This is a genomic window from Halonatronomonas betaini (genome assembly GCF_015666175.1).
Classification (GTDB): domain Bacteria; phylum Bacillota; class Halanaerobiia; order Halanaerobiales; family Halarsenatibacteraceae; genus Halonatronomonas; species Halonatronomonas betaini.
Map to the genome: position 1 here is coordinate 39288 of NZ_JADPIE010000007.1, position 20951 is coordinate 60238.

The 20951-nt window shown below is 37.4% G+C and carries 17 protein-coding genes and 3 riboswitches; of the genes, 11 read left to right on the forward strand and 6 right to left on the reverse strand.

Annotated elements, in window-relative coordinates:
* Window positions 1–14: 14 nt before the first annotated feature.
* Window positions 15–94: riboswitch (cyclic di-GMP riboswitch) on the reverse strand.
* A gap of 242 nt (window positions 95–336) precedes the next feature.
* A riboswitch (cyclic di-GMP riboswitch) is annotated at window positions 337–416 on the reverse strand.
* A 250-nt stretch (window positions 417–666) separates the two neighbouring features.
* The 4 genes from I0Q91_RS11675 to I0Q91_RS11690 form a co-directional block, all read right to left on the reverse strand.
* A complete protein-coding gene (locus I0Q91_RS11675; protein ID WP_270454738.1) occupies window positions 667–2295 on the reverse strand; it encodes a S8 family peptidase in 1629 nt (542 codons plus the stop codon).
* 88 nt (window positions 2296–2383) lie between these two features.
* Window positions 2384–2463, reverse strand: a riboswitch (cyclic di-GMP riboswitch).
* An 88-nt stretch (window positions 2464–2551) separates the two neighbouring features.
* Window positions 2552–2779 carry a hypothetical protein gene (locus I0Q91_RS11680; RefSeq protein WP_270454740.1) on the reverse strand — a complete coding sequence of 76 codons (228 nt, stop codon included), beginning with the start codon at window positions 2777–2779 and terminating at the stop codon, window positions 2552–2554.
* Complete coding sequence (locus I0Q91_RS11685) at window positions 2769–4121, reverse strand: replicative DNA helicase (protein ID WP_270454741.1); 1353 nt, start codon at window positions 4119–4121, stop codon at window positions 2769–2771. The genes I0Q91_RS11680 and I0Q91_RS11685 overlap by 11 nt, the downstream gene beginning before the upstream one ends.
* Window positions 4122–4141: 20 nt before the next feature.
* The gene (locus tag I0Q91_RS11690) at window positions 4142–5224 is read right to left on the reverse strand and encodes a DnaD domain protein (protein WP_270454742.1); all 1083 of its coding nucleotides are present in this window, start codon (window positions 5222–5224) and stop codon (window positions 4142–4144) included.
* 235 nt (window positions 5225–5459) lie between these two features.
* Here I0Q91_RS11690 and I0Q91_RS11695 point away from each other — a divergent pair, with 235 nt between their 5' ends.
* The 4 genes from I0Q91_RS11695 to I0Q91_RS11710 all read left to right on the forward strand — a co-directional run bounded on the left by I0Q91_RS11695 (window position 5460) and on the right by I0Q91_RS11710 (window position 8726).
* On the forward strand, window positions 5460–6764 hold the full coding sequence (locus tag I0Q91_RS11695; RefSeq protein WP_270454743.1) for an adenylosuccinate synthase: 1305 nt from the start codon (window positions 5460–5462) through the stop codon (window positions 6762–6764).
* A gap of 23 nt (window positions 6765–6787) precedes the next feature.
* A complete protein-coding gene (purD, locus tag I0Q91_RS11700) occupies window positions 6788–8095 on the forward strand; it encodes a phosphoribosylamine--glycine ligase (RefSeq protein WP_270454744.1) in 1308 nt (435 codons plus the stop codon).
* A gap of 61 nt (window positions 8096–8156) precedes the next feature.
* The gene (locus I0Q91_RS11705; RefSeq protein ID WP_270454745.1) at window positions 8157–8405 is read left to right on the forward strand and encodes a type II toxin-antitoxin system Phd/YefM family antitoxin; all 249 of its coding nucleotides are present in this window, start codon (window positions 8157–8159) and stop codon (window positions 8403–8405) included.
* The gene (locus I0Q91_RS11710; RefSeq protein ID WP_270454746.1) at window positions 8406–8726 is read left to right on the forward strand and encodes a type II toxin-antitoxin system RelE/ParE family toxin; all 321 of its coding nucleotides are present in this window, start codon (window positions 8406–8408) and stop codon (window positions 8724–8726) included.
* Between the two features lie 66 nt (window positions 8727–8792).
* Here I0Q91_RS11710 and cysK read toward each other — a convergent pair whose 3' ends face one another.
* A complete protein-coding gene (cysK, locus tag I0Q91_RS11715; protein WP_270454747.1) occupies window positions 8793–9773 on the reverse strand; it encodes a cysteine synthase A in 981 nt (326 codons plus the stop codon).
* Between the two features lie 618 nt (window positions 9774–10391).
* Between cysK and I0Q91_RS11720 the strand changes: the two genes are divergently transcribed.
* From I0Q91_RS11720 to I0Q91_RS11730, 3 genes are all read left to right on the forward strand, one after another.
* Entirely contained in the window at window positions 10392–11189 is a 798-nt protein-coding gene (locus tag I0Q91_RS11720; RefSeq protein ID WP_270454748.1) for a GntR family transcriptional regulator, read from the forward strand.
* Window positions 11189–11914 carry a glucosamine-6-phosphate deaminase gene (gene nagB, locus I0Q91_RS11725; protein WP_270454749.1) on the forward strand — a complete coding sequence of 242 codons (726 nt, stop codon included), beginning with the start codon at window positions 11189–11191 and terminating at the stop codon, window positions 11912–11914. Before I0Q91_RS11720 ends, nagB begins: the two co-directional genes overlap by 1 nt.
* A gap of 175 nt (window positions 11915–12089) precedes the next feature.
* Window positions 12090–14210: an LPS-assembly protein LptD gene (locus I0Q91_RS11730; protein ID WP_270454750.1), complete on the forward strand. Its 2121-nt coding sequence runs from the start codon at window positions 12090–12092 to the stop codon at window positions 14208–14210.
* Between the two features lie 14 nt (window positions 14211–14224).
* Here I0Q91_RS11730 and I0Q91_RS11735 read toward each other — a convergent pair whose 3' ends face one another.
* Window positions 14225–16324, reverse strand: a complete 2100-nt coding sequence (locus I0Q91_RS11735; protein WP_270454751.1) for a S8 family serine peptidase — start codon at window positions 16322–16324, stop codon at window positions 14225–14227.
* A 192-nt stretch (window positions 16325–16516) separates the two neighbouring features.
* Here I0Q91_RS11735 and I0Q91_RS11740 point away from each other — a divergent pair, with 192 nt between their 5' ends.
* The 4 genes from I0Q91_RS11740 to I0Q91_RS11755 all read left to right on the forward strand — a co-directional run bounded on the left by I0Q91_RS11740 (window position 16517) and on the right by I0Q91_RS11755 (window position 20948).
* Window positions 16517–17353, forward strand: a complete 837-nt coding sequence (locus I0Q91_RS11740; RefSeq protein ID WP_270454752.1) for a Wzz/FepE/Etk N-terminal domain-containing protein — start codon at window positions 16517–16519, stop codon at window positions 17351–17353.
* 168 nt (window positions 17354–17521) lie between these two features.
* Window positions 17522–19438, forward strand: coding sequence for a thiamine pyrophosphate-dependent enzyme (locus I0Q91_RS11745; protein ID WP_270454753.1), 1917 nt, complete (start codon window positions 17522–17524; stop codon window positions 19436–19438).
* Window positions 19431–20012: a 2-oxoacid:acceptor oxidoreductase family protein gene (locus I0Q91_RS11750; protein ID WP_270454754.1), complete on the forward strand. Its 582-nt coding sequence runs from the start codon at window positions 19431–19433 to the stop codon at window positions 20010–20012. Before I0Q91_RS11745 ends, I0Q91_RS11750 begins: the two co-directional genes overlap by 8 nt.
* Before the next feature lie 219 nt (window positions 20013–20231).
* Window positions 20232–20948, forward strand: coding sequence for a hypothetical protein (locus I0Q91_RS11755; protein ID WP_270454755.1), 717 nt, complete (start codon window positions 20232–20234; stop codon window positions 20946–20948).
* Window positions 20949–20951 lie beyond the last annotated feature (3 nt).

Here is a 20951-nt window from a genome sequence, read left to right on the forward strand (position 1 = left end):
TAAATTCCACTCCCTCCGGTAGCTGAACCACCCAAATATAAATGGGCTTCAGGCTTTGCGAACCTGCTTTACAACAGGCGTGCCTTTTTCAAAGGAATCTATTTAGTTTTTTAAAAGTAATAATAGATGTAAACTAATTTTATTTTCTATAATTAATTGTTGCATATCGAAATTATTTCTGTTTAATGATTATTAGGTTAGACGTAACAATCATTTAAATAATATTTGTTAAACCAGCAAGTTATGTTTTAGATTCCCCCTTAAATGAATTCCTTTGAAAATAAGTTATAATAAAAAAACTACTCCGAAGAGTAGTATAAGTTAAATTCCACTCCCTCCGGTAGCTGAACCACCCAAATATAAATGGACTTCAGGCTTTGCGAACCTGCTTTACAACAGGCGTGCCTTTATCAAAGGATTCTATATTTTATTTTGTAAACTAATATTAACATAATTATTCAAGAAGAAGAATGGTTATTACTACCTATATTGTCGAAAAGTATCGAAAAAGATTGTAAGAAATGCATTAACATTACTATTAATCATAAATTATAGTATTAATAATAAAATTTATATTTATGCTTTTTGAATAAATAATAGCAAAATAAAAAAAGCGCCTCCAATGATTTGGAGACACTGCTGAAAAGTATTATAAACTAATTATATTTATTTGTAATACTCCTCTAAAACAAACTCAAAAAGATAATCATCACTTTCAATATTTACTTTACCAGTAGAGGCAAAATAATCGCCATTCTCTAATTTGCCATTATCTCTAATATCAATCCAGGCGATTACTTCATATTCACCTGAAGGAACATCTTCTATTATAAATTTAGACTGATTAAGATCAACTTTAGTTTTGCTAATTATATCATATCCATCGCCATTTTCATTTCCCAGGATAATATTAATTTTATTAGCCTGATAAACAGATTTATATGAATTTATCATACCGTAACCGTATGATTCACTATAATCATCGTTTCCAAGTTTAATTGCTGTATCCTGTAGTAATGATCTAACATCTCTAGCTCTAATACCTTCGCTTAGCATTAAGCCAGCAAGACCAGATACATGGGGTGCAGCCATCGAAGTGCCAGACATATAGCCAAACTTATCATCTACTAGAGTACTATAAATCAATGATCCAGGAGCAGTTACATCTATCTCAGGTCCATAATTGGAATAACTTGCAACCCCAGGCATATCTGAGCCATTTTCTTCAAGGGCTCCTACAGCAATAACCTCTGGGAATGCAGCAGGATAAATAACTCCTCTGGAGCCATTATTTCCAGAAGCAGCGACAATTATTATGCCTTCAGCAGCAGCTCTTTCAATAGCCCTTTCTAGAGTTTTAGGGACATGATTAGGATCACTCATACCTAAAGATAAATTTATAATATCAGCAGTCTGCCTTGGTTGATTATCTAAAAGACCGGCAGCATAAAGAATTCCCTGGGCTAGAGACCATTCAGAGCCATTTCCATCATCACCTAGTACCTTTACAGCCATTAATTCTGATTCCCACATTACTCCGGCGGTACCATTGCCATTATCTCCTTTAGCACTAATTATTCCAGCAACATGTGTACCATGATTATTATAATCCATAGCATCTGAATTATTATCAATAAAATTATAACTCGAATCTTTATCTATAAAATCAGCCAGTTCAGGGTGGTTATAATCTATGCCAGTATCAAGTACAGCAACTCTAACCCTGTCTGAACCTGTTGTCTGTCTCCAGGCCTGAGGAAGTTTAATCGCTGAAGCTGCCCATTGTCTGGAAAAATTATCATCATTAGGGATTACGTAATCCTGGGTGGTAAAAATATGGTTGGGCTGGCTTGACCTAATATCAGAAGAACTTTCAGCTGAACTCATTGCTGAAACACGAGCACCATTGTCAGGAACTTCAACCAGGATTGCATCCAGCTCTGGCATAAAATCAAGAGCTCGGTATCCCATCTCTTCGACTTTATCAATAGCTTCGCTTTTACTTAATCCACTATTTAAATGGATTATCATTTCATTTTCAGACTGACTTTCAGTATTTACATTATTTATACCTGAAGAATTACTCAATGAAGAAACAGAAGAAGTTTCAGTTGTCGTTGTTGAGCTTGAGAAATCATGGTTAATACTTATAATGCCTTCAATATAGGTGCCTTCAGGTTTATTTGTCGAATCAATTTCCTCTGAAAGAGAGGAAGAACTTGAACAGGCAGATATTATAAATATAAAACTAAACAATAAGGCTGCAAGCGCAAATAATTTAGTATTTTTTTTCAAGATTGTTCGGACCTCCTGAATAACAATCCTGAATAAAGGCAATAAAAAAACTACTCCGAAGAGTAGTATTATAAGTTAAGCTACTCCCTTCGGTAGCTGAACCACCCAATAACTATTGGGCTTCAGGCTTTGCGGACCTGCCTTACGACAGGGGTGCCTTTATCAAAGGATGTTATTAAATTTTTAAAACATATTTTTAATCTTTGGATTCATTATATCATAAAGATAAAAAAATGTGTATAATATTAAAGAATTATTATTTGTTATCCAGAGAAAATAGTCCTAATTCCTTAGGTTGATAATCAGGAAAAATTTCCACCAATCTTGTTATCAGAGCATCATACTCTATTTTTTCAATATCTTCAATTAACTCATTGACCTGATTAAACTGCTCTCTGGTTATATCTCCCTGGTCCTTAAGGTCGGCATAAGCTGAAAAGAAAGCTGTTAAAGCTTTAAGCTTGATACTTTCATCACTGGGCATTTGGGATCGCATCCTCATAAGACATATTCTCAGGATCAACAAAACGGATATGATCCTCATCGAAATGGAGGTTAACCAGTCCAGTCTGGCCAGTTCTCTGCTTGGCAATAATAATATCGGTCTTACCCTGGGTTCCTTCAAGTTCTGCCTTTTCCCTGGCAGCAGCTGAAGTATGAGCCTCTCTATAAAGGAAGATAACTCCATCAGCTATCTCTTCAATATTTCCTGAATCACGAAGATCAGAGAGCACAGGCCGTTTATCCTGTCTGCTTGTAAAGCTACGGCTGATCTGTGATATCAATACAATCGGGACCTCAAGCTCTGAGGCCATATTTCTCAGCTGGAGTACGATTTCACCGACAGCTCTGGCTGTATTCTGAGCACTATCTTCAGGTAATTTGACCATCTGGAGATAATCAATAATTACTAGCCCCAGCTCATCTAGCTGTGACTTAAACTTTCGCAATCGGGCCCGAATCTGGGCAACATTCAAACCACGCTCATCAGAGATCATCAGCGGATATTCATGCATCTTATTTAAAGCACTTGAAATCTTCTCATCCTCAGAATCACTGGTTTCTCCCTGACTGTATTTCCAGGCATTAACCATTGCTTCCTGAACGATCATCCTGTCAACGATCTCCTGGGCCTCCATCTCAAGTGAGATAATTCCAACAGGAATATCCCGGCGGAGAATATTCTGTGCAATATTAATAGCAAAAGCAGTCTTACCCATAGAAGTGGAAGCAGCAATAACATTCAGGTGGCCTTTCTTGAAACCCCCTATCATTCTATCCAAACTCATATAACCGGTCTGAACCCCGGTATCAGTTAAATTATTCCGACGGTCAATATAATATTCATAGGATTTTATTAAGGCCTCTTCCATAGAAAAGATATGTTTTTCAAGATCACTGGCCTCACTTGTCGCAGTGAAGACAATCTCCTGGGCCCGGGATTGATACTGGTCAATAGTTCTATCAGGATCATTAGCCAGCTCCTGGAGCTGGTTGGCTGCCTGACGCAGAAGTTTTTTCTGATAATCTTCCTTAATCAGGTCAATAGTTGGCTTTAATTCTTCTCTGGAGTTATAGCCAGAAGTAAGCCGTTCCATGATCTCTTCAGGATCATTAACAAGATTACCCTCTCTAAGTTTTAATAATAACTTTGTCCTGGAGATCCCGCCATCCCGTCTAAACTGTTTGAGTAACTCCTCGTAAATCAAACTTGCCTGAGGATTATTAAAATGTCTATTTTCCAGTTCATCAGCAGCTTGATCGATCTGGTCTGGATACTGAAGCAGAATCCCTAATAATTGAAATTCATGGTTGTTCTCTGGCATTAAAACTTACCTCCTTCTAATCATTCTGGTTCTTCCCATTCAAGGTTGTCCCAGCTTAAATCACATGTAAAATTATCTTCCTCGGTTTCTTCATCTATATTAATAGTTTTGTCTGCAGTATTTTTACCATTAGCTTTATCTCGATGGTACTTTTTACTTCTTTCATTGAAAAAAGCCTCAGCCTCTTCAGTATTTTGAATACCTGCATCCTTTAAAGGTTTAATATAATTCCTTTCAATATAATCAAGGGAAGGCCGGCCATCCCGTTTCTGTTTAACAGCTTTTTTAACAGCCCAGCAGGCAAGTTGCACAGAAAGCCCCTGACCACCTTTAAGCCAACTTTGTAACGTCTCAAGTTGAATAGGATTTAGTTGATGATAATTCTTAAAACCATAAATTCTGGCCAGTTCACGGGTCTCCCGGTATAGTCTATCATATTCCTGGAGCTTTTCAAAGCTAAAAATCTCCTTTTCATACCAGTCAGAAATAATAGCCCGTAAGTAATAATGAGCTCTCTCATGGGGGTTCTGTGGATGCTCCAGCCATTTATGGACCCTATTTAAGAGCTCTTCTATTAAAGCTGGAGGGAAATCATCGCACCAGCGGCTAATCTCAGCTCTAGCCTGTTTTAGAGCTTGAGAATCAGGCTGGCCAGGAAAAAACTCTAAAAGTTTCTTAACTAACTCGCTATCATCTCTAGCAGCACAGGCATTATCATCGTCTTTCTGGCTAGGCATTAGTCCTGATGGATTTAAAGAGATATAGATATTATCATCTTTATTTAAATTCCTTAAATCAAGTTTATTCTGATTATCATTTAAATTTTCAAAAATGATAATTTCCCTTTCCTGTAAATATTCTAAACCAGTAATAACCTCATTTAAAGAGCCAGGTATTAAGCAGTTTAACTCCTGTAAACTTAGCTCTTTCGCATCGACCTCAGCTCCTTTGCTGGCCAGCAATAAAAATGCAGCCAGACTGGAACCAGGAAACTGGGTTAAAAAACCCCGGTTGATCAGGTCAGTGCCAAGTGAAACTGTCCTGCTTGCCGGGGATCCTTTAAAAGAAATACCTTCCTGCCTAAACCAGAAACCACCATCCATATCAGGTTTAGCCTCCTTTATAAATAAATTAATTATGTAAAAGTAAAATTATTTCCGAAAACTTTTTAAGCTGTAATATTATCAATTCTTGATCAAACTGAAATTTCCTGCCTATAAATCGAAGTTCTTGACTGTGGCCTATTAATTTGCTACTATTATCTTGTAATCAAGCCATTTTTAAAAAGTCTAAAGTTGTTAGACAATTTAAAATATTATTTCTAAAGGGGATTTTATTATGCCACGCGGTTTAAACAAAGTTTTAGTTGGCGCCCAGTGGGGCGATGAAGGTAAAGGAAAAATAACTGATATGCTGGCCAGAGAAGCTGATGTTGTCGTTAGATATGGTGGAGGAAATAATGCCGGGCATACAGTCGTTGTAAAAGATGATAAATTTGAATTACATTTAATACCTTCTGGAATATTGCAAAAAAACACTATTTGTATGATTGGAAACGGTGTAGTTGTCGATTTAAAAGTACTTGTCGAAGAGATGGAAATGCTAGAAGATAGAGGAATTAGTCTTGAAAACTTTTATTTGAGTAAAACTGCACATTTAGTATTACCCTATCATAGAATACTGGATAACTTAGAAGAAAAAAGGAAAGCTGACGATAAAATAGGTACAACAGGCCGGGGAATTGGTCCTGCTTATACAGATAAAGTTGCCAGAAGAGGCCTGAGAGTTCTAGATATCTTCAATGAATCAAGATTTACTGAGAAACTTAAAAAAGCGCTCGAATATCATAATGCAATCCTTCATGGAGTTTATGGAGAAGATAAAATATCTGTAGATGAAATTAAAGCTGAAATCTTACCCCTTGCTGATAAATTGGCTCCATATGTTACTAATACCCCCTATCTGCTTGAAAAATACAGACAGGATCGCAAAAAGATCTTTTTTGAAGGAGCCCAGGGCAGCCTCTTAGATATAGATTTTGGTACATATCCATTTGTAACATCTTCCAACCCAGGCAGTGGAGGCGTAACCTCAGGAACCGGTTTTGGTCCTAAATATATAGATAGTGTAATTGGTGTAGCTAAAGCCTATCTCACTAGAGTCGGTGAAGGTCCATTTCCAACAGAACTTCACGGTAGTACTGGAGATCTTCTTAGAGATAAAGGTAGAGAGTTCGGTGTAACGACTGGTCGCCCCAGGAGATGTGGCTGGTTAGATCTACCTGCTCTCCGCTATGCCAGCATAGTTAATGGCTTTACCGAGTTAGTACTGACAAAATTAGATGTCTTAAGCGGTTTTGATAAACTAAAAGTCTGTACCGCCTATAAAATAAATGGCGAAAAGACCAAAAATTTCCCGGCAGACCTTTTAGATTGCGATAATGTGGAACCAGTCTATGAAACTTTACCTGGCTGGAATGTTGATATTTCAGGAATGCGGGATATAATAGAATTACCAGAAAATGCCCGCTGTTATTTAGATATTATAGAAAATGAAGTTGATCTACCGATATCATATATAAGTACAGGTCCAGAAAGACGAGAATGCATCAGAAAACCTGTCAGAAAAGGACTGTTTTTTTAGCTGATTGAAAAGGAGGCGTAATCATGAAAGTATTAGTAGTCGGGTCAGGCGGTAGAGAACATGCCCTGATCTGGAAATTACATCAGAGTGACCATGTCAATAAAATATATGCAACTCCAGGTAATAATGGTATGGAGGATCTTGCCGAGCTAATAAATATTGAGGCAGGAGATATTAATAAACTTGCAGATTTTGCCGAGGAACAGAAAATAGATTTAACTATTGTCGGTCCAGAAGAACCACTGGTTGCCGGCATAGTCAATGAATTTAAAGATCGGCATCTCAGGATATTTGGCCCTGAAAAAGAGGCTGCTATGCTTGAAGGCAGTAAAGTATTTGCCAAACGACTCCTGGAAAAGTATGATATTCCAACAGCTGAATATGAAGTCTTTACAGACCCATCAACAGCATTAAAATATTTAAAAGATGCCGAATATCCATTAGTTATCAAAGCTGAAGGTCCGGCCCAGGGCCAGGGAGCAGTAATTTGTACCGGCGAACCAGAAGCTTTTAGAACCGTTGAAAAGATAATGGAAGATAGGATTTTTGGTGATGCCGGTGAAAGAATTGTTATTGAGAATTTCTTAGAGGGTGAAGAGATTTCTGTCTTCGCCTTAACAGACGGCGAAACAGTTCTTCCATTTGCAGAAGCTGTTGATTACAAGGCAGTTTTTGATGGCGATGAAGGTCCAAATACAGCTGGAATGGGAAGTTACTCTCCGGTCCACTGGCTCGATGAAGATCTAAAAGAAGAGATCTATGAAGATATCATGTATCCAACAATCAATGCCCTGGAAGAAGAGGGAATTCATTTTCAAGGAGTGCTATATGCCGTTGTAATCATAACAGCTTCAGGTCCAAGAGTTCTGGAATTTAATGCTCGCTTTGGAGACCCTGAAACCCAGGCAATCCTGCCAAGGCTTAATAACGATCTCTTTGAATTATTAAATAAAACGATCGATGGCCGTCTGGCCGAAGTTTCAATAGATATGGCATCCTTAACCGTACTCACATTAGTACTTGCTTCAGGTGGTTATCCAATCACCCATGAAGAAGGCTTTACAATTACAGGTCTTGAAGAAGCAAGCCATATTGATGAGTTGATAATATTCCATGCCGGCACAAAAAAATCAGGCAACTCCTTTATTACAGCCGGCGGCAGAGTTCTAAACCTCACAGTAATGGAAGACGGCTTAATGGCAGCAGCCGATCTGGCTTATGACTTAGTCGATGTCGTCCAGTTCCAGGATATGCATTACCGGAGCGATATCGGCTCTGACTCATTACTGGCCGTCGATGACGACGAAATCCAGATAGAAGAAAACATATAATTAATAGCAGAAAAAACAAATTAATGTTATAATAGAGTCATAATATTGAGAGGTGATGATTATGACTGAAATAAGACCTTTAGATGATCTGAAAAATGTAGAAAAAATTTCTGAATTATGCCATCAAAGTGATGAACCTATTTATATCACTAAAGATGGTTATGGGGATCTAGTTGTAATGAGTAAAAGCAGCTATGATAAAAAATTAGCAAGACTTGAATTATATGAAAAGATTGCTAAGGGTGAAGAAGATATAGAAAAGGGTAATTTATCTAACATTGATAAAGCCTTTGAAGGTTTAATTAAATAAATGGTCGATAATATATTTGAGATAAAAATCACTGATGAAGCCAGACATGATCTAGAAAAAATTTATGATTATATAAGCTTAGAATTTAAAAATGATATTGCTGCTAAGAAGTTAATTAGGAAAATTCGTGATTCTATAATTCGACTACGAGAATTTCCATATATGTCAGAACTATTAAAAGATGAAATACTGAGAAAAAAAGGATATAGAAAAATTGTTATTGATAATTATATTGTTATCTATAAAGTTAATAAAGATGAGAGATTAGTAATAATCGTTAGAATAATATATAATAGAAGGCAATATCAAGACTTAATTTAAAAATAAAAAACCCCTAATGGTAAACAGAATAAAAGTCTGTGTTACCATAAGGGGCTTTTTTTATGGCTATTTATTTTCAAATTCAAATAACTCAGTTGAAAGATAACGTTCGCCACTATCAGGGGCCAGAGTTAAAATTTTAGGCTGACTATTCTTCTCAGAGGGCGGCCTATTATCTAAGGTTTTAGCAAGTTTCCTGGTAGCAGCAGCTGCTGCCCCTGATGAAATACCAACCAGGAGGCCTTCCTTAGCTGCCAGCTCCCTGGCCGTATTATAAGCCGCATCATTACTGACTTTAATAATCTGATCAATCAAATCTGTTTCCATAATTTCAGGAATAAAGCCAGCACCAATCCCCTGTATCTTATGGGAACCAGCCTCGCCACCAGAGAGAACAGGTGAACCCTCAGGCTCGACAGCAATTATCTTAGTTCCAGGAGCTTCCTCTCTCATTACCTGACCAACACCGGTTAGAGTTCCACCAGTACCAACGCCTAAAACTATATAATCCAGACTCTGGCCAAAATCATTGAGGAGCTCCCTGGCAGTCGTCAGGCGGTGAATCTCAGGATTAGCAGGGTTGGAAAATTGATCAGGCAAAAAATAACCTTGATTGCCATGGGCTAAATCCCTAGCAGTTTCAATAGCACCATTCATCCCGCTATCGCCAGGAGTTAAAATAAGTTCAGCTCCATAAGCTTTAAGCAATTTTCTCCGCTCAATGCTCATTGTATCAGGCATTGTTAGGATCACCCTGTAACCCCGGGCAGCGCCAATCATCGCCAGGCCGATACCGGTATTGCCGCTGGTCGGTTCAACGATTACACCACCTGGAGGAAGCTCACCAGATTCCTCAGCTCTCCGAATCATATTCCAGGCAATTCTATCCTTAACACTCTTCCCAGGATTAAACATCTCCAGTTTTATGTAAATATTAGACCCAAATTCCTGGCCAAATTTCTCAGTCCTATAATGGGGAGTATTGCCAATTAACTCAGTAATATCTCCGGCAATTTCACCCTTATGCTCAGTATTTCTTTCAGACATCATATCACCCTTTCATTAAAACAAATAAGCTACATTTTAATAATACTTAATCTTAGTGCCTCTGTCAAGTTTATCTGATAATTACTGGACTTATCATTGAATTAAGTTATAAACCCACAAGTTTTAAGGCCCTGATTACTGGTAATCGCCGGCACGATTCTGCTGGGAAAGACCATTAAAGAGCCAGGGTAAAGGCCGATAATTTCAAGATTTACAGAAAGAACCAAGCAGAGAAAGAACCAGTCTAGAACCAGGTGAAGACCAGAAGAAAGCCACCTGGAAACCACTTGAAGACACAAACAATAATGTTAATAATGCTTAAAAAGTGAATAAAGAAAATAATCTTAGTGGTGGTGCTGGTGGTGGTAGCCAGCCAGTTCTGATTTGATTATTTTTATTAAATGCCAGGCCTTTAGATAAAAGATATTACTTTGGTATAATTCCAACCCAGTATCAACCCAGTACTAACCCAGTACCAACCCAGTCCTAACATACATCTTATATACACCCAATCTACAATCAACAAAATTTATAATTTATCCACCTAAAGCTTTGCAATGAAATTTATATCCTGATATAATGGTATATACCAAATTTCATATTGATTGGAGTGATTAAATGCTTGATGACATAAAATTAACCTGCAAAAAATCAGATCCTCTCTATCGTCAACTGGAGAATGAGATCTGCCGCCGGGTCAAGGAGGGAGAGTTAAAACCAGGAGATAAACTGCCATCAGAACGGACCCTCTGCTGTCTGCTTGATATCAGCAGAATGACAGTCCACCGAGCTTTAGATAATCTGGTCCAGGCTGGTCTCTTAGAAAAAGAACAGGGCAGCGGCACCTATGTTGCCAGTGGCAGCCAGGATAAGTCGATCTCGCCTTTAGTTATTTTATCGAAACAGATGGAAGAGCTAGGCTATAAGCTTAATACAGAAATCAAAGAATGGCAGGAACAAAAAGCCAATAAAAAAATAGCAGAAAAACTTGAAATTGAAGAAGGCAGCAAAGTCTATTCCTTTATTCGGTTAAGAGAAGTTGCTGGCGAGCCGTTACTTCTGGAAAAAATAATAATTCCAGCAAAAATGGCCCCGGATTTAAATAAAAAGTTTAGTCCATCTAACTCTTTATATAACATATTAAGAGAGGAATATCAGCTAGCCCTTAAAAGAGCTGAAGCAGAGGTCAGAGCAGTCAGCTTTGATAGCAGGAATTCTTCAGATAAAAAAATAATCACAGCATTAAAGCTTGCTGATGGAGAACTGGCCTTATATTTTGACCAGCTCACTTATTTAACAGATGGTCGACCATTTGAATGGAATAGAGCTTACTATGCCCAGACCAACCATATATTTAAGTTAAGATTTGATAGTAGTTTGAACGGCGAAATCCAATTAGGAAGGGATGATTGTTAATGAGAGTAGAAATTGTAAAAGATTACGGTAAATTAAGTAGAAAAGCAGCCAGATTTGTATCAGGCCTGATAGAAATGAATCCTCAGGCAGCATTAGGATTACCGACAGGTAGTACTCCCTTAGGTTTATATGAAGAGCTGGTCGATATTCATGAAGAATATGATCTCGATTTTTCATATGTAAAGACTTTTAACTTAGATGAATACATAGGGCTTTCCCGGGATCATACAAGAAGTTATTACAACTATCTCCAGGAAAACTTTATACAAAAAGTCAACTTAAAATCTCGAAATACTTATTTTATTGATGGAAAAGCCCCGGACAAAAAAGAAGAATGTAATAAATATGAAGAAAAAATTCTTCAGGTTGGCGGTTTAGATCTAGTTATTCTTGGAATCGGACGAAATGGCCATATAGGTTTTAATGAACCAGCAGAAGAATTAATTGCTAAAACCCATCAGGTCGAACTTGCTAAAGAGACAATTGAAGCAAATAGCAGATTTTTTGAGTCTAAAGAAGAAGTGCCCCAGGGAGCATTAACAATGGGGGTAGGAACAATTTTAAATGCCGATCAGATCCTCTTAATAGCCAATGGCAACTCAAAAGCTGCAGCTATTGAAAGACTATTTTCTGGTAAAATATCAACAAATTTTCCAGCTTCGTTACTTCATACCCATCCAGCAGTCACAGTAATGATTGACCAGGAGGCCGCCGAGAGGATATAATAGTAATATGTCATAAAAAAGAATGGGGCTGATTATTATTAAATTACTGGTTATAAACTGCAAAAATAATAGTTTATTTAAAACCTTCCTGATTTCAGGTATAATTATAAGCTGTCTTCTGTTTTTTTATTCTATCACCTTTAGTCCTAAAGCTTTAGCTCAGACAGGTGATACCATGAATATTAGAAGTGATAAACTCAATTATAATCCGGAAACAGGGGTTGTTGAACTAACAGCCAATGTTAGAGGACAATATGGAGTCTATCATTTCCTGGCAGATGAGATTATCTTAAAAATGGAAGATGGTCAGGAAGAACAATTAAGGACTCCAGAAGAAATAATGATGAGTCCAGGTGGTTTTACCGGTTGCGATTTAGACCTTCCCCATTATCTATTTAGAGCATCAACAATTGAAATCTATCCGGGTGATTATTTAATTGCCTATAATGTTGTATTCTATGAGTTTGATGGTAAATTACCACTTTTTTACTGGCCAGTCCTTTATATAAATTTAGATGATGACAGGACTAATATTGAGTTTGAATATGGTTATAGCAGTCTCAGAGGCTGGTATGGTAAGTTAACCTACAATTATAATGTCCTGGAAAGACCTGGCCAACTATATCTGGATTATTATCAGAATACAGGAAAGGCCTATGGTATCAAACAGCATTACATCCATACAGATAATAATCAGGGTTATCTATATTACTATACCCAGGATAATAATATAGGATCAGAAAGATTATTTGACTGGGAGGCAACCTTAAATCATGATTTTGAATGGCAGGATTGGGAAGCCAGCGCTTTTATAAATTATCAGCAGTATGACCATCGTGATGTAACTAATGCAGACTTTTATATAAATAATCAGACTGATGATTATGAGGCCAATTTAGCATCAGATTATGAACGATTAATCTATTATGAGGCTGAAAGAAATGACCGCCAGATAACCAATATTAATTTAGGCTATGATCGGAGTTTTGCTAGAGATCTCGATATCTATATAGATTATGACCTTGAATGGACAGATTATTTTAATAGAGAAGATTTTGATCAGCAGACAAGTGACCTTCAGCTAGGATTTAATAAAGGTTTTGACATCGGTCTAAATCTTGGCGGCGATTATCGTCGGGAGATTGATTTAAGAGTTGATGAAGAACTGACCAGAGAAGACCAGGCCGAATTGGAAGCTGACTATCGCTGGGGAGATGGCTGGAGAGCAGAATTTGAATATGAATATGGCCGGTTATTAGAGCCTGAAGAAGATTTACAGGAGCGCTGGTCAGGCTATTTTTTAGCAGGAAGAAGAGTAGGTCGCTTTGATTACAATATGGTTCTAGAAAGAGATGCACCAGGTTTTGGCGATGATGGTGTAAGTTTTTACCGCTGGCCAGAATTCAACTTAAATTATTCTCCGCCAGGCTTCTTTGATTACAGATTACAATTAGGTCGTTATTATGAAGACCAGACTGATATAGAAGGGTATCGAGCTGCAGCAGGTATCGACTTTAGCAATCGCTGGCAACCTATGGAGCGTTTTACATTAAGAAGTGACCAGGAGCTGACAGGATTAATTTATAGAGTAAGAGACGAGAAAGAAGGTTATCCCAGGGCTATAAACTATGAAAGCGAAGTAAGCCTTGAAACCAGAATATTTGAAAACTGGACATTCACCAACAGCCATAATTATATAACTTCATTTGGAGCAACACCATTTAATTTTGATGATATAGAAACAGAAGAAGTTTTCGAAAGTGAGTTAAGATATCGTAGAGATCGAATTGATTTCACCCTGGATAGCGGTTATGACCTGATTGATTTTATCTATTTGCCATTAACAGCAGCCGTAACATTAAGGCCAAATGATGACTGGCGGATTAGGATTAATACAGAATATGATTTAAATGAGATGGAATTCTCAGATGATCTTTCACTAACCAGTCGCTACCGGGGAGAACAGCTTACAGCTACAACAAGCCTGGATTATGATCTTAATGAATACCAGTTCTATAGAATCAGAAACCAGCTGGATTATGAGGTTCCAGGAGAATATGGCTGGTCTATCTCAAATAGAATCCGCTATGATTTTGATAGACCCCAGGAAGATAGATTAAGAGAAGCCAGCATAGCCCTCAGAAAGAGAATCCACTGCCGGGAGTTAAGATTTACCTATGATCACATTGATAGAGAATTCACCGTCTCCTATCACCTCGATCTTTTTGGCGGCAGAGGGCTAACAACTGGCCGGAGCCAGGAAGAAGGCTTCCTGTTTGAAATAGATTCTGATTAAATTTTAGACCAGGTTTAAAAACCGTCATATTCTTCCAGTTCAATTTTATATTCATAGTGCTTATCAGCCTGGAGACTTAATGACTCGGTGAAAAAATAGTCTCCAGGTTCTATTTTTATTTCAGTATCAGTGGAATGGTCATTATTAACATCAATTAAACCTATTAAGATATAATCACCGGGATCGATACCGTTAAAGAGATAATTGAACTTATTTTTATCCATCTCATAAAATTCTTTAAGGGGTATAGTTTTTTCAGCTGCTATTTTATCATGATTTCTATTTATCTTAATAGAACCACCTTCATCCTCTAAAATATCATCTTTTCCAAGAATAACTCTAATTTCCTGAACATTATTGAGAGCCCAGTAAGCATTAATCAGACCATAACCGGTTTCATCATCACGGTACATACTTTCGTCATTTATTTTCATGCTTGTTCTTTCTAAAATATTCTCAACATCTCCTGGCCTAACACCATTAGACAGCATTAAACCTACTAGCCCTGTCAGATGAGGTGCAGCCATTGATGTACCATCCATCTTCCCGTAATTATTATCTGGTAATGTACTATAAATATCAACACCAGGAGCTACAAAATCTAAGTCTGATCCGCGATTTGAAAATGAAGACCTTTCAGGCTCATTATTTGAATTTAAAGAGACAGAACCTACTGAGATTACCTGTTCATAAGCTGCAGGATATAATAAACTACTACCACCTCTATTACCGGATGATGCTATAATAAAAACATTTTCATTTTGGCGATCAATTTCTTTCAATGCATCTTCTGTAAGGCTTAATGGTGATGAGCCTCCAACTGATAGATTTATTATATTAACTGGATTAGGATTATTAGGTTCTTCGGTTAAACCAGTTGCATAAAGTAAACCTTTGCTTATTGTCCAGTCTGACCCTGCACCACCGTCGTCTAATACTTTTATAGGTAAAATTTCAACTGTTCCCTTCCAACTTACTCCAGCAACGCCAGTATTATTATCTGTATAAGCATTAATTGTTCCAGTAACATGAGTTCCATGGCCAATTTGGCCTTGCACATTATAATCATCATCTATATTATGATTATATTTTTTAGAATCCTCCTCATCATCTTCTACATCATCATCTTCATAAAAATGTATGCTATTTTTTGTGCTAATATGATTTAAATCTTCATGGATGATTTCATCTTTATCTTTATCATAGGGAATTCCTGAATCTAAAACAGCAATTCTAATTGGAGTATTTGAGGTGCTATTATAATAACTCCAGGCTTGAGGCAGGCGGATTAATGGATAGTGCCATTGTTCAGGGTAATATGAATCATCTGGAATATCTAAATAATTTTCAAATCCATTATAATTATAGTTACTTAATGCTCTAACCTTTTGATTAGGCTCAGCATATCTTATACCCCTAATATTTTCGGCCATGTCAATTGCTTTGTCCAGGGCTATATCAGGTATTTTAACAAGCACAGAGTTCAATTCTGGTATCTGATCTATTTTTTCAAAATTCAAATCTGCTAAAATCTCATTAATCTGTTCAATATCAATAAAATTGTCAAAACGGATTATTAATTCTTTAATATCTTCGTCTTCTTCACTAAAAGATTGACTAAATAATTTTTCAGCTGAAGCTGTTGTTGAGCTAGAGGATGAAGTACTATAAAAACTTTCATCTTCCAATTTTGAGTACGGGAAATTATGCTTAATCTCTATATTCCCCTGGACTAATGCCTTATTATCCTCTGGAGCAAGTCCAAATATCGGAGTTATTATTTTTGGGCTATCCATTAGTATGCTATTATCACTAACGGTATCTCCTTGCCACTCAAGAAATAAAAAATCATTTGGTTCAATTAAAAGATCAACAATTGTTCCACTTTCATATTTATGAATTTCTCCAGGATCAGGTTTAATGTTAGGTTTTTCATAATCTTTATAATTATTGTAATCATAAAAGTTATACTCGATCTCATTTATCCTTAATGAATACTCTGTTGTTGAACTTGATGAGCTAGAGGATCTCAAGCCTGAGCAGCCTGTTATAATTACAGGGACCAGTAATATTATTAGCAATGAAAATATAAATTTATCGGGTTTCTTTTGCATTTTAATCACATCCTAATTAAGTCTTGAATATATAAATTGAATCTTGTATATATATAATTCGATATAACTTTCTAATGACCTTTTTAATAAGGTGCATTTTATTTTTTGTGAGTGTTGAATTAATTTTATGGATAATATATAATGTTAAGTGGGTTAGGTTTTAAATTTTTAATTATTTGGAAGGAGATAATAATGCAAGAAAATAATACATATGACGAGTACGAAATCGACTTAAGAGAGTATATCATGCTCCTCTGGAATAAAAAATGGTTGATTATTGGCCTGGTCATAATTGCAATGGTAGCTGCCTGGGCAGTCAGTTCATTTATTATGGATGAAACCTATGAAACAGAGGCAACACTAAGAATGACAGATGTCTCAGGTCCTTTTAGATCTGTAGAGCAGACCAGAGAGAATTTAAGGAGTGAATCGATAGCAGGGCCAATATTATCTGAGTTTGGCTATGAACCAAGTACTTCAAGGTTCAGAAGTTTTGCCAGAAATAATATTAATTTAAACCGTATTGATGATACTAATTATATTAGATTAGAAGTTGCAGCCGGTGAAGCTGAAACTGCCTATCAGATAGCTCAAAGAATGAGCGATGCATTTATAGAAGGTTCAGATGAACAGTATGATAACTGGATGTCTCGCCGGGAGGATGAACTTGAAACTTATCGTCAGCGCCGGGAGAATTATGACCGTCAGATACAGGAGGCCGAGCAGCAGATCCAGGAGCTGGCTGAGTCAGATTTAGATGCCGCAGCCAGAAATCTAATCGATAGCAGCATCTCACAGCGGATATCCTTATATGTTCAGGAATATGACCGCCAGCAGGAAAGAATATTTGATTTAGAAGACAGGCTGGCCGATATAGAGAGAGCTGAAGTTATCAATGCCGCCTATATGCCAACAAGCCCATCAGAACCCAGGGTCAGGCTAAATATGGCAGTAGCTGCAGTCCTGGCAGGCATGATCGGAGTCTTTGGCGTTTTCTTTATCGAATTCTTAAAAGAAGACGACCAGTAATATTTCAATAAAATAATCATTAAATTCTTGCGCCGGATTTTCCGGCGTTTTTCTTTTGAGGCAATATGGTTCTATTTATTGCAGGAATTTACTAAAGTATGTAGAAGTTATTAATAGAAATTATTGTATATGCAAGCAACGATTATCATATGAAGGGGTGATGATTTAATGAAAAAGATGCAGGATGTACTGCTCTCCCGTGAGCCAGGCTCAGAGATTATGATTGGTAATACGGCAATCGTGAGAGCTATGGTTGAAGCCGGGACTAGAGTGGTCTCTGCCTATCCAGGATCACCGACTCCAGAGATAGCCTCGGCTATTGGTTCAATGCCAGTTGATGAGAGACCGTTTTATTTTGAGTTCTCAACAAATGAGAAGGTAGCAACAGAACTGGCCTTTGGAGCCTCAGTTAATGGACATTTTTCAACGGTATTCTTTAAGAGTGTCGGTCTAAATGTTGCAGCAGACAGTTTTGTTCAGCTCGGATTAATGGAATTAACCGGTGGTATGGTAATCATCATTGGCGATGACCCTGGGGCCAATTCTTCTCAGAACGAGCAGGATAACCGCCATTACTCAAAATTATCATATATTCCAGTGATGGAACCGGCGACAGCCCAGGAAGCCTATGAGATGTATTTAGAGGCTGCTGAAATTTCTAGAAGAGAGAAAATGCCTGTTATTATTAGATTAACCACCCATGTCTGTCATTCTAAAGAGAAAATTAATTTTGGCAGCTGGCAGCCAGTTGAGCCAGATAATAAACCTAGATTTTCCAGTGAGAACGGTCCTTATGTACCAATAACCAGCGAAGTCTTTCCAATGAAACGGAGGGCATTAAATAAACTGGAAAAATTCCGTGATTATGCCTGCCATTCTGATTTAAATAAAGTTATAGATAATGGCAATAAAGAGCGGGGTATAATAACGGCAGGTGTTCCTTATCTATCATTGCAGGATGTCCTGCTAGACGCTAAAGGTGAACTTCCTGATATTTTAAAACTAGGAATAGTTCAGCCCCTGGCCAGAAAAACAGTCATAGAATTTTTAAAGAGCCATGATGAAGTTAAAATCTTTGAAGAACTTGATAATGTTTTAGAACAGGAGATAAAAGCCCTGGCCTTTGATCAGGGTATAGATGTTAAAATCATCGGTAAAAAGGGCATCGATGACTGGATGAATGAATATACTCCAGATAAGGCCGAGGCTGTCTTAAGAAGGACCTGGCCTGATCTTTTACCTGAAAGAGAAACAATGGAGAGGAAGTCACCAATATCTCCAAGGCCAGCTCAAATGTGTCCTGGCTGTGGCCATCGCTCAGCTTTCCATCCAATCAAAAAAGTTCTTGATAAACACGATATAACTGTGGCCGATATCGGCTGCCATACATTAGGCTTTCTGCCTCCTTATGAGATGGGCGAAGTCCTATTATCGATGGGTCATTCGACCTCAACAGGTGCCGGTTTATCTCTATTTAATGATGAAAGAAAAGTGGTGGCCTTCCTGGGTGACTCAACAATGTTCCATGCAGGCCTCCCTGGAATAGCCAATGCAGTCTTTAATGACCATAATCTAACACTCATTTTAATGGAAAATGGAACGACTGCCATGACCGGTCATCAGGATCACCCTGCTTCAGGCCGGAATTTCAATGGTTCTACAGAGCCGATTCCAGTCCGGCAGGTTCTTGAAGGCCTGGGAGTTAAGAGTATTTATGAGATAGATACCTATGCCCAGAGCAAATTACAGCAGATGGTTGAGGATGCTGTCAATGAAGAAGGCTTTAGCGTTGTGATTGCAAAGCATCCATGTATGTTAAAAATGACAAGAGAACAGCGCCGTTCTGGAGCTTATAAGGATAAGAAAGTCCATATAAATCAGGATGAATGTGTCCATATCCATGAATGTGTTAGTGACTTTGCCTGCCCGACATTCCAGCGAGAAGAAGATGGCACGATCTGGGTCCAGACAGATCTCTGTATAGGTGACGGTTCCTGTCTCCAGACCTGTCCAACCAGTGCTATTGAATTTGCTCCAAAGAAGAATCAGTCAGAAGCTTCGAAAGAAGGTGATAGTGATGAGTAGAGTCGATAAACTTGATCTCTATCTAATCGGTGTCGGTGGCCAGGGGATTGGACTTTTAAGTGAAGTTTTAATTAGAGCCTGTGATTATGCAGGTTATACAGTTAAAGGTGTTGATACTCATGGCTTAGCTCAGCGTGGCGGTATGGTAGTTTCTAATCTCCGTCTCGGTGATTCAGCGGCTTCTCCACTTATCAGGGAGGCTAAGGCTGATATTGTATTAGGTATGGAAAGAAATGAGGCGCTCCGGGGCATGGTTAGTCATCTGAAAATTGGTGGTGAATTGATCTATTACGATACTTCCTGGCAGACATTATCTACAAGGCTCGGCAAAGAGCCAGATACTTCTGCTGAAGATATCGCTGATGCGGCTACTGAATATGACGCCGAGGTAACCAGGGTTTATCTGGAAGATTTAGAAGATGCCAGAATGCAGAATACAGTCTTACTGGCTAAAATGGCAAAGGAAGAAAAGATACCTGGTGTAAAAGTAGAGCATTATAAGGATGCCATGAAAGATTTAATGAAAGGTTCAATGTTAGAAACAAATATGGAGTTATTTGATTCGCTCCAGTAATAAAAAGTATAATATCATTCATATTTAAAAGAAGCCTGGCTTTAATCAGCCAGGTTTATTCTTTGCGGTTATATTTCAGCTTTACAAGTGAAATGCTAGTGTAAAATAAGTTTGGGGAGAAAAAGTAAAAAGCTAAAGTTTTAATAGAAGAAAGAAATTATGATATAATAAAAATAGTTAAAGATAAATCAATAAGATTAAAAGGCAGGTGAACTTCTCATGAATAAAATTATAATATCGGCTCTTATAATATTAATCATCTTTAGTTTCTCTCAATCTGTTATAAGTTCCAGCAGAGTTGAACTGGAGACAGGAGTGAACTTAGGGGAAGGAGCAGGTGAGATTGCAGATATCATAGCAGATAAACTTAATGGCCAGGCCTTTTTAATCTTATATGAAGCAATGGAGGTTTCAGAGTTTGAAAATGAAGTCGTTTCAACTATTATGTTTTTATATGAAGAAGATGATCAAATTTATTTATATAATCTCCCATTGAGAACATTTTTAGATACTGAAGATGCTCAAAAAATAGCTAGAGAAGTTAATGGTCATCTGGATACTGATTATTTAAGGATGAATCTTGGATATTTTATTGATGTAATAGATCTTTATGGAGGAATTGAAGTTGAAACAGCTGAGGGCATAAGATCTATGGATTCAGAAGCAGCAGATTCTTATCTTAAATCAGGTTTATACGACGAATATCCATTAGATCATAGAGTTCGCCAGGAAAACCTTATTAATGGCGTTATACAAAGAATGTCTAATTATGATGGTAATCCTGATTTCCTTGAAAGTCTATCAATTTTGTATAGTGGAGCCCAAAGAATTGATAGTAATTTAGGTTTTTTAGGGAAAAGCCTTTTAGGCATCAGGTTTATTAATTATGGTTTTGAAAATATAGAGTTTTATCAGCCTGCACCAGAAAATTATTAGCTT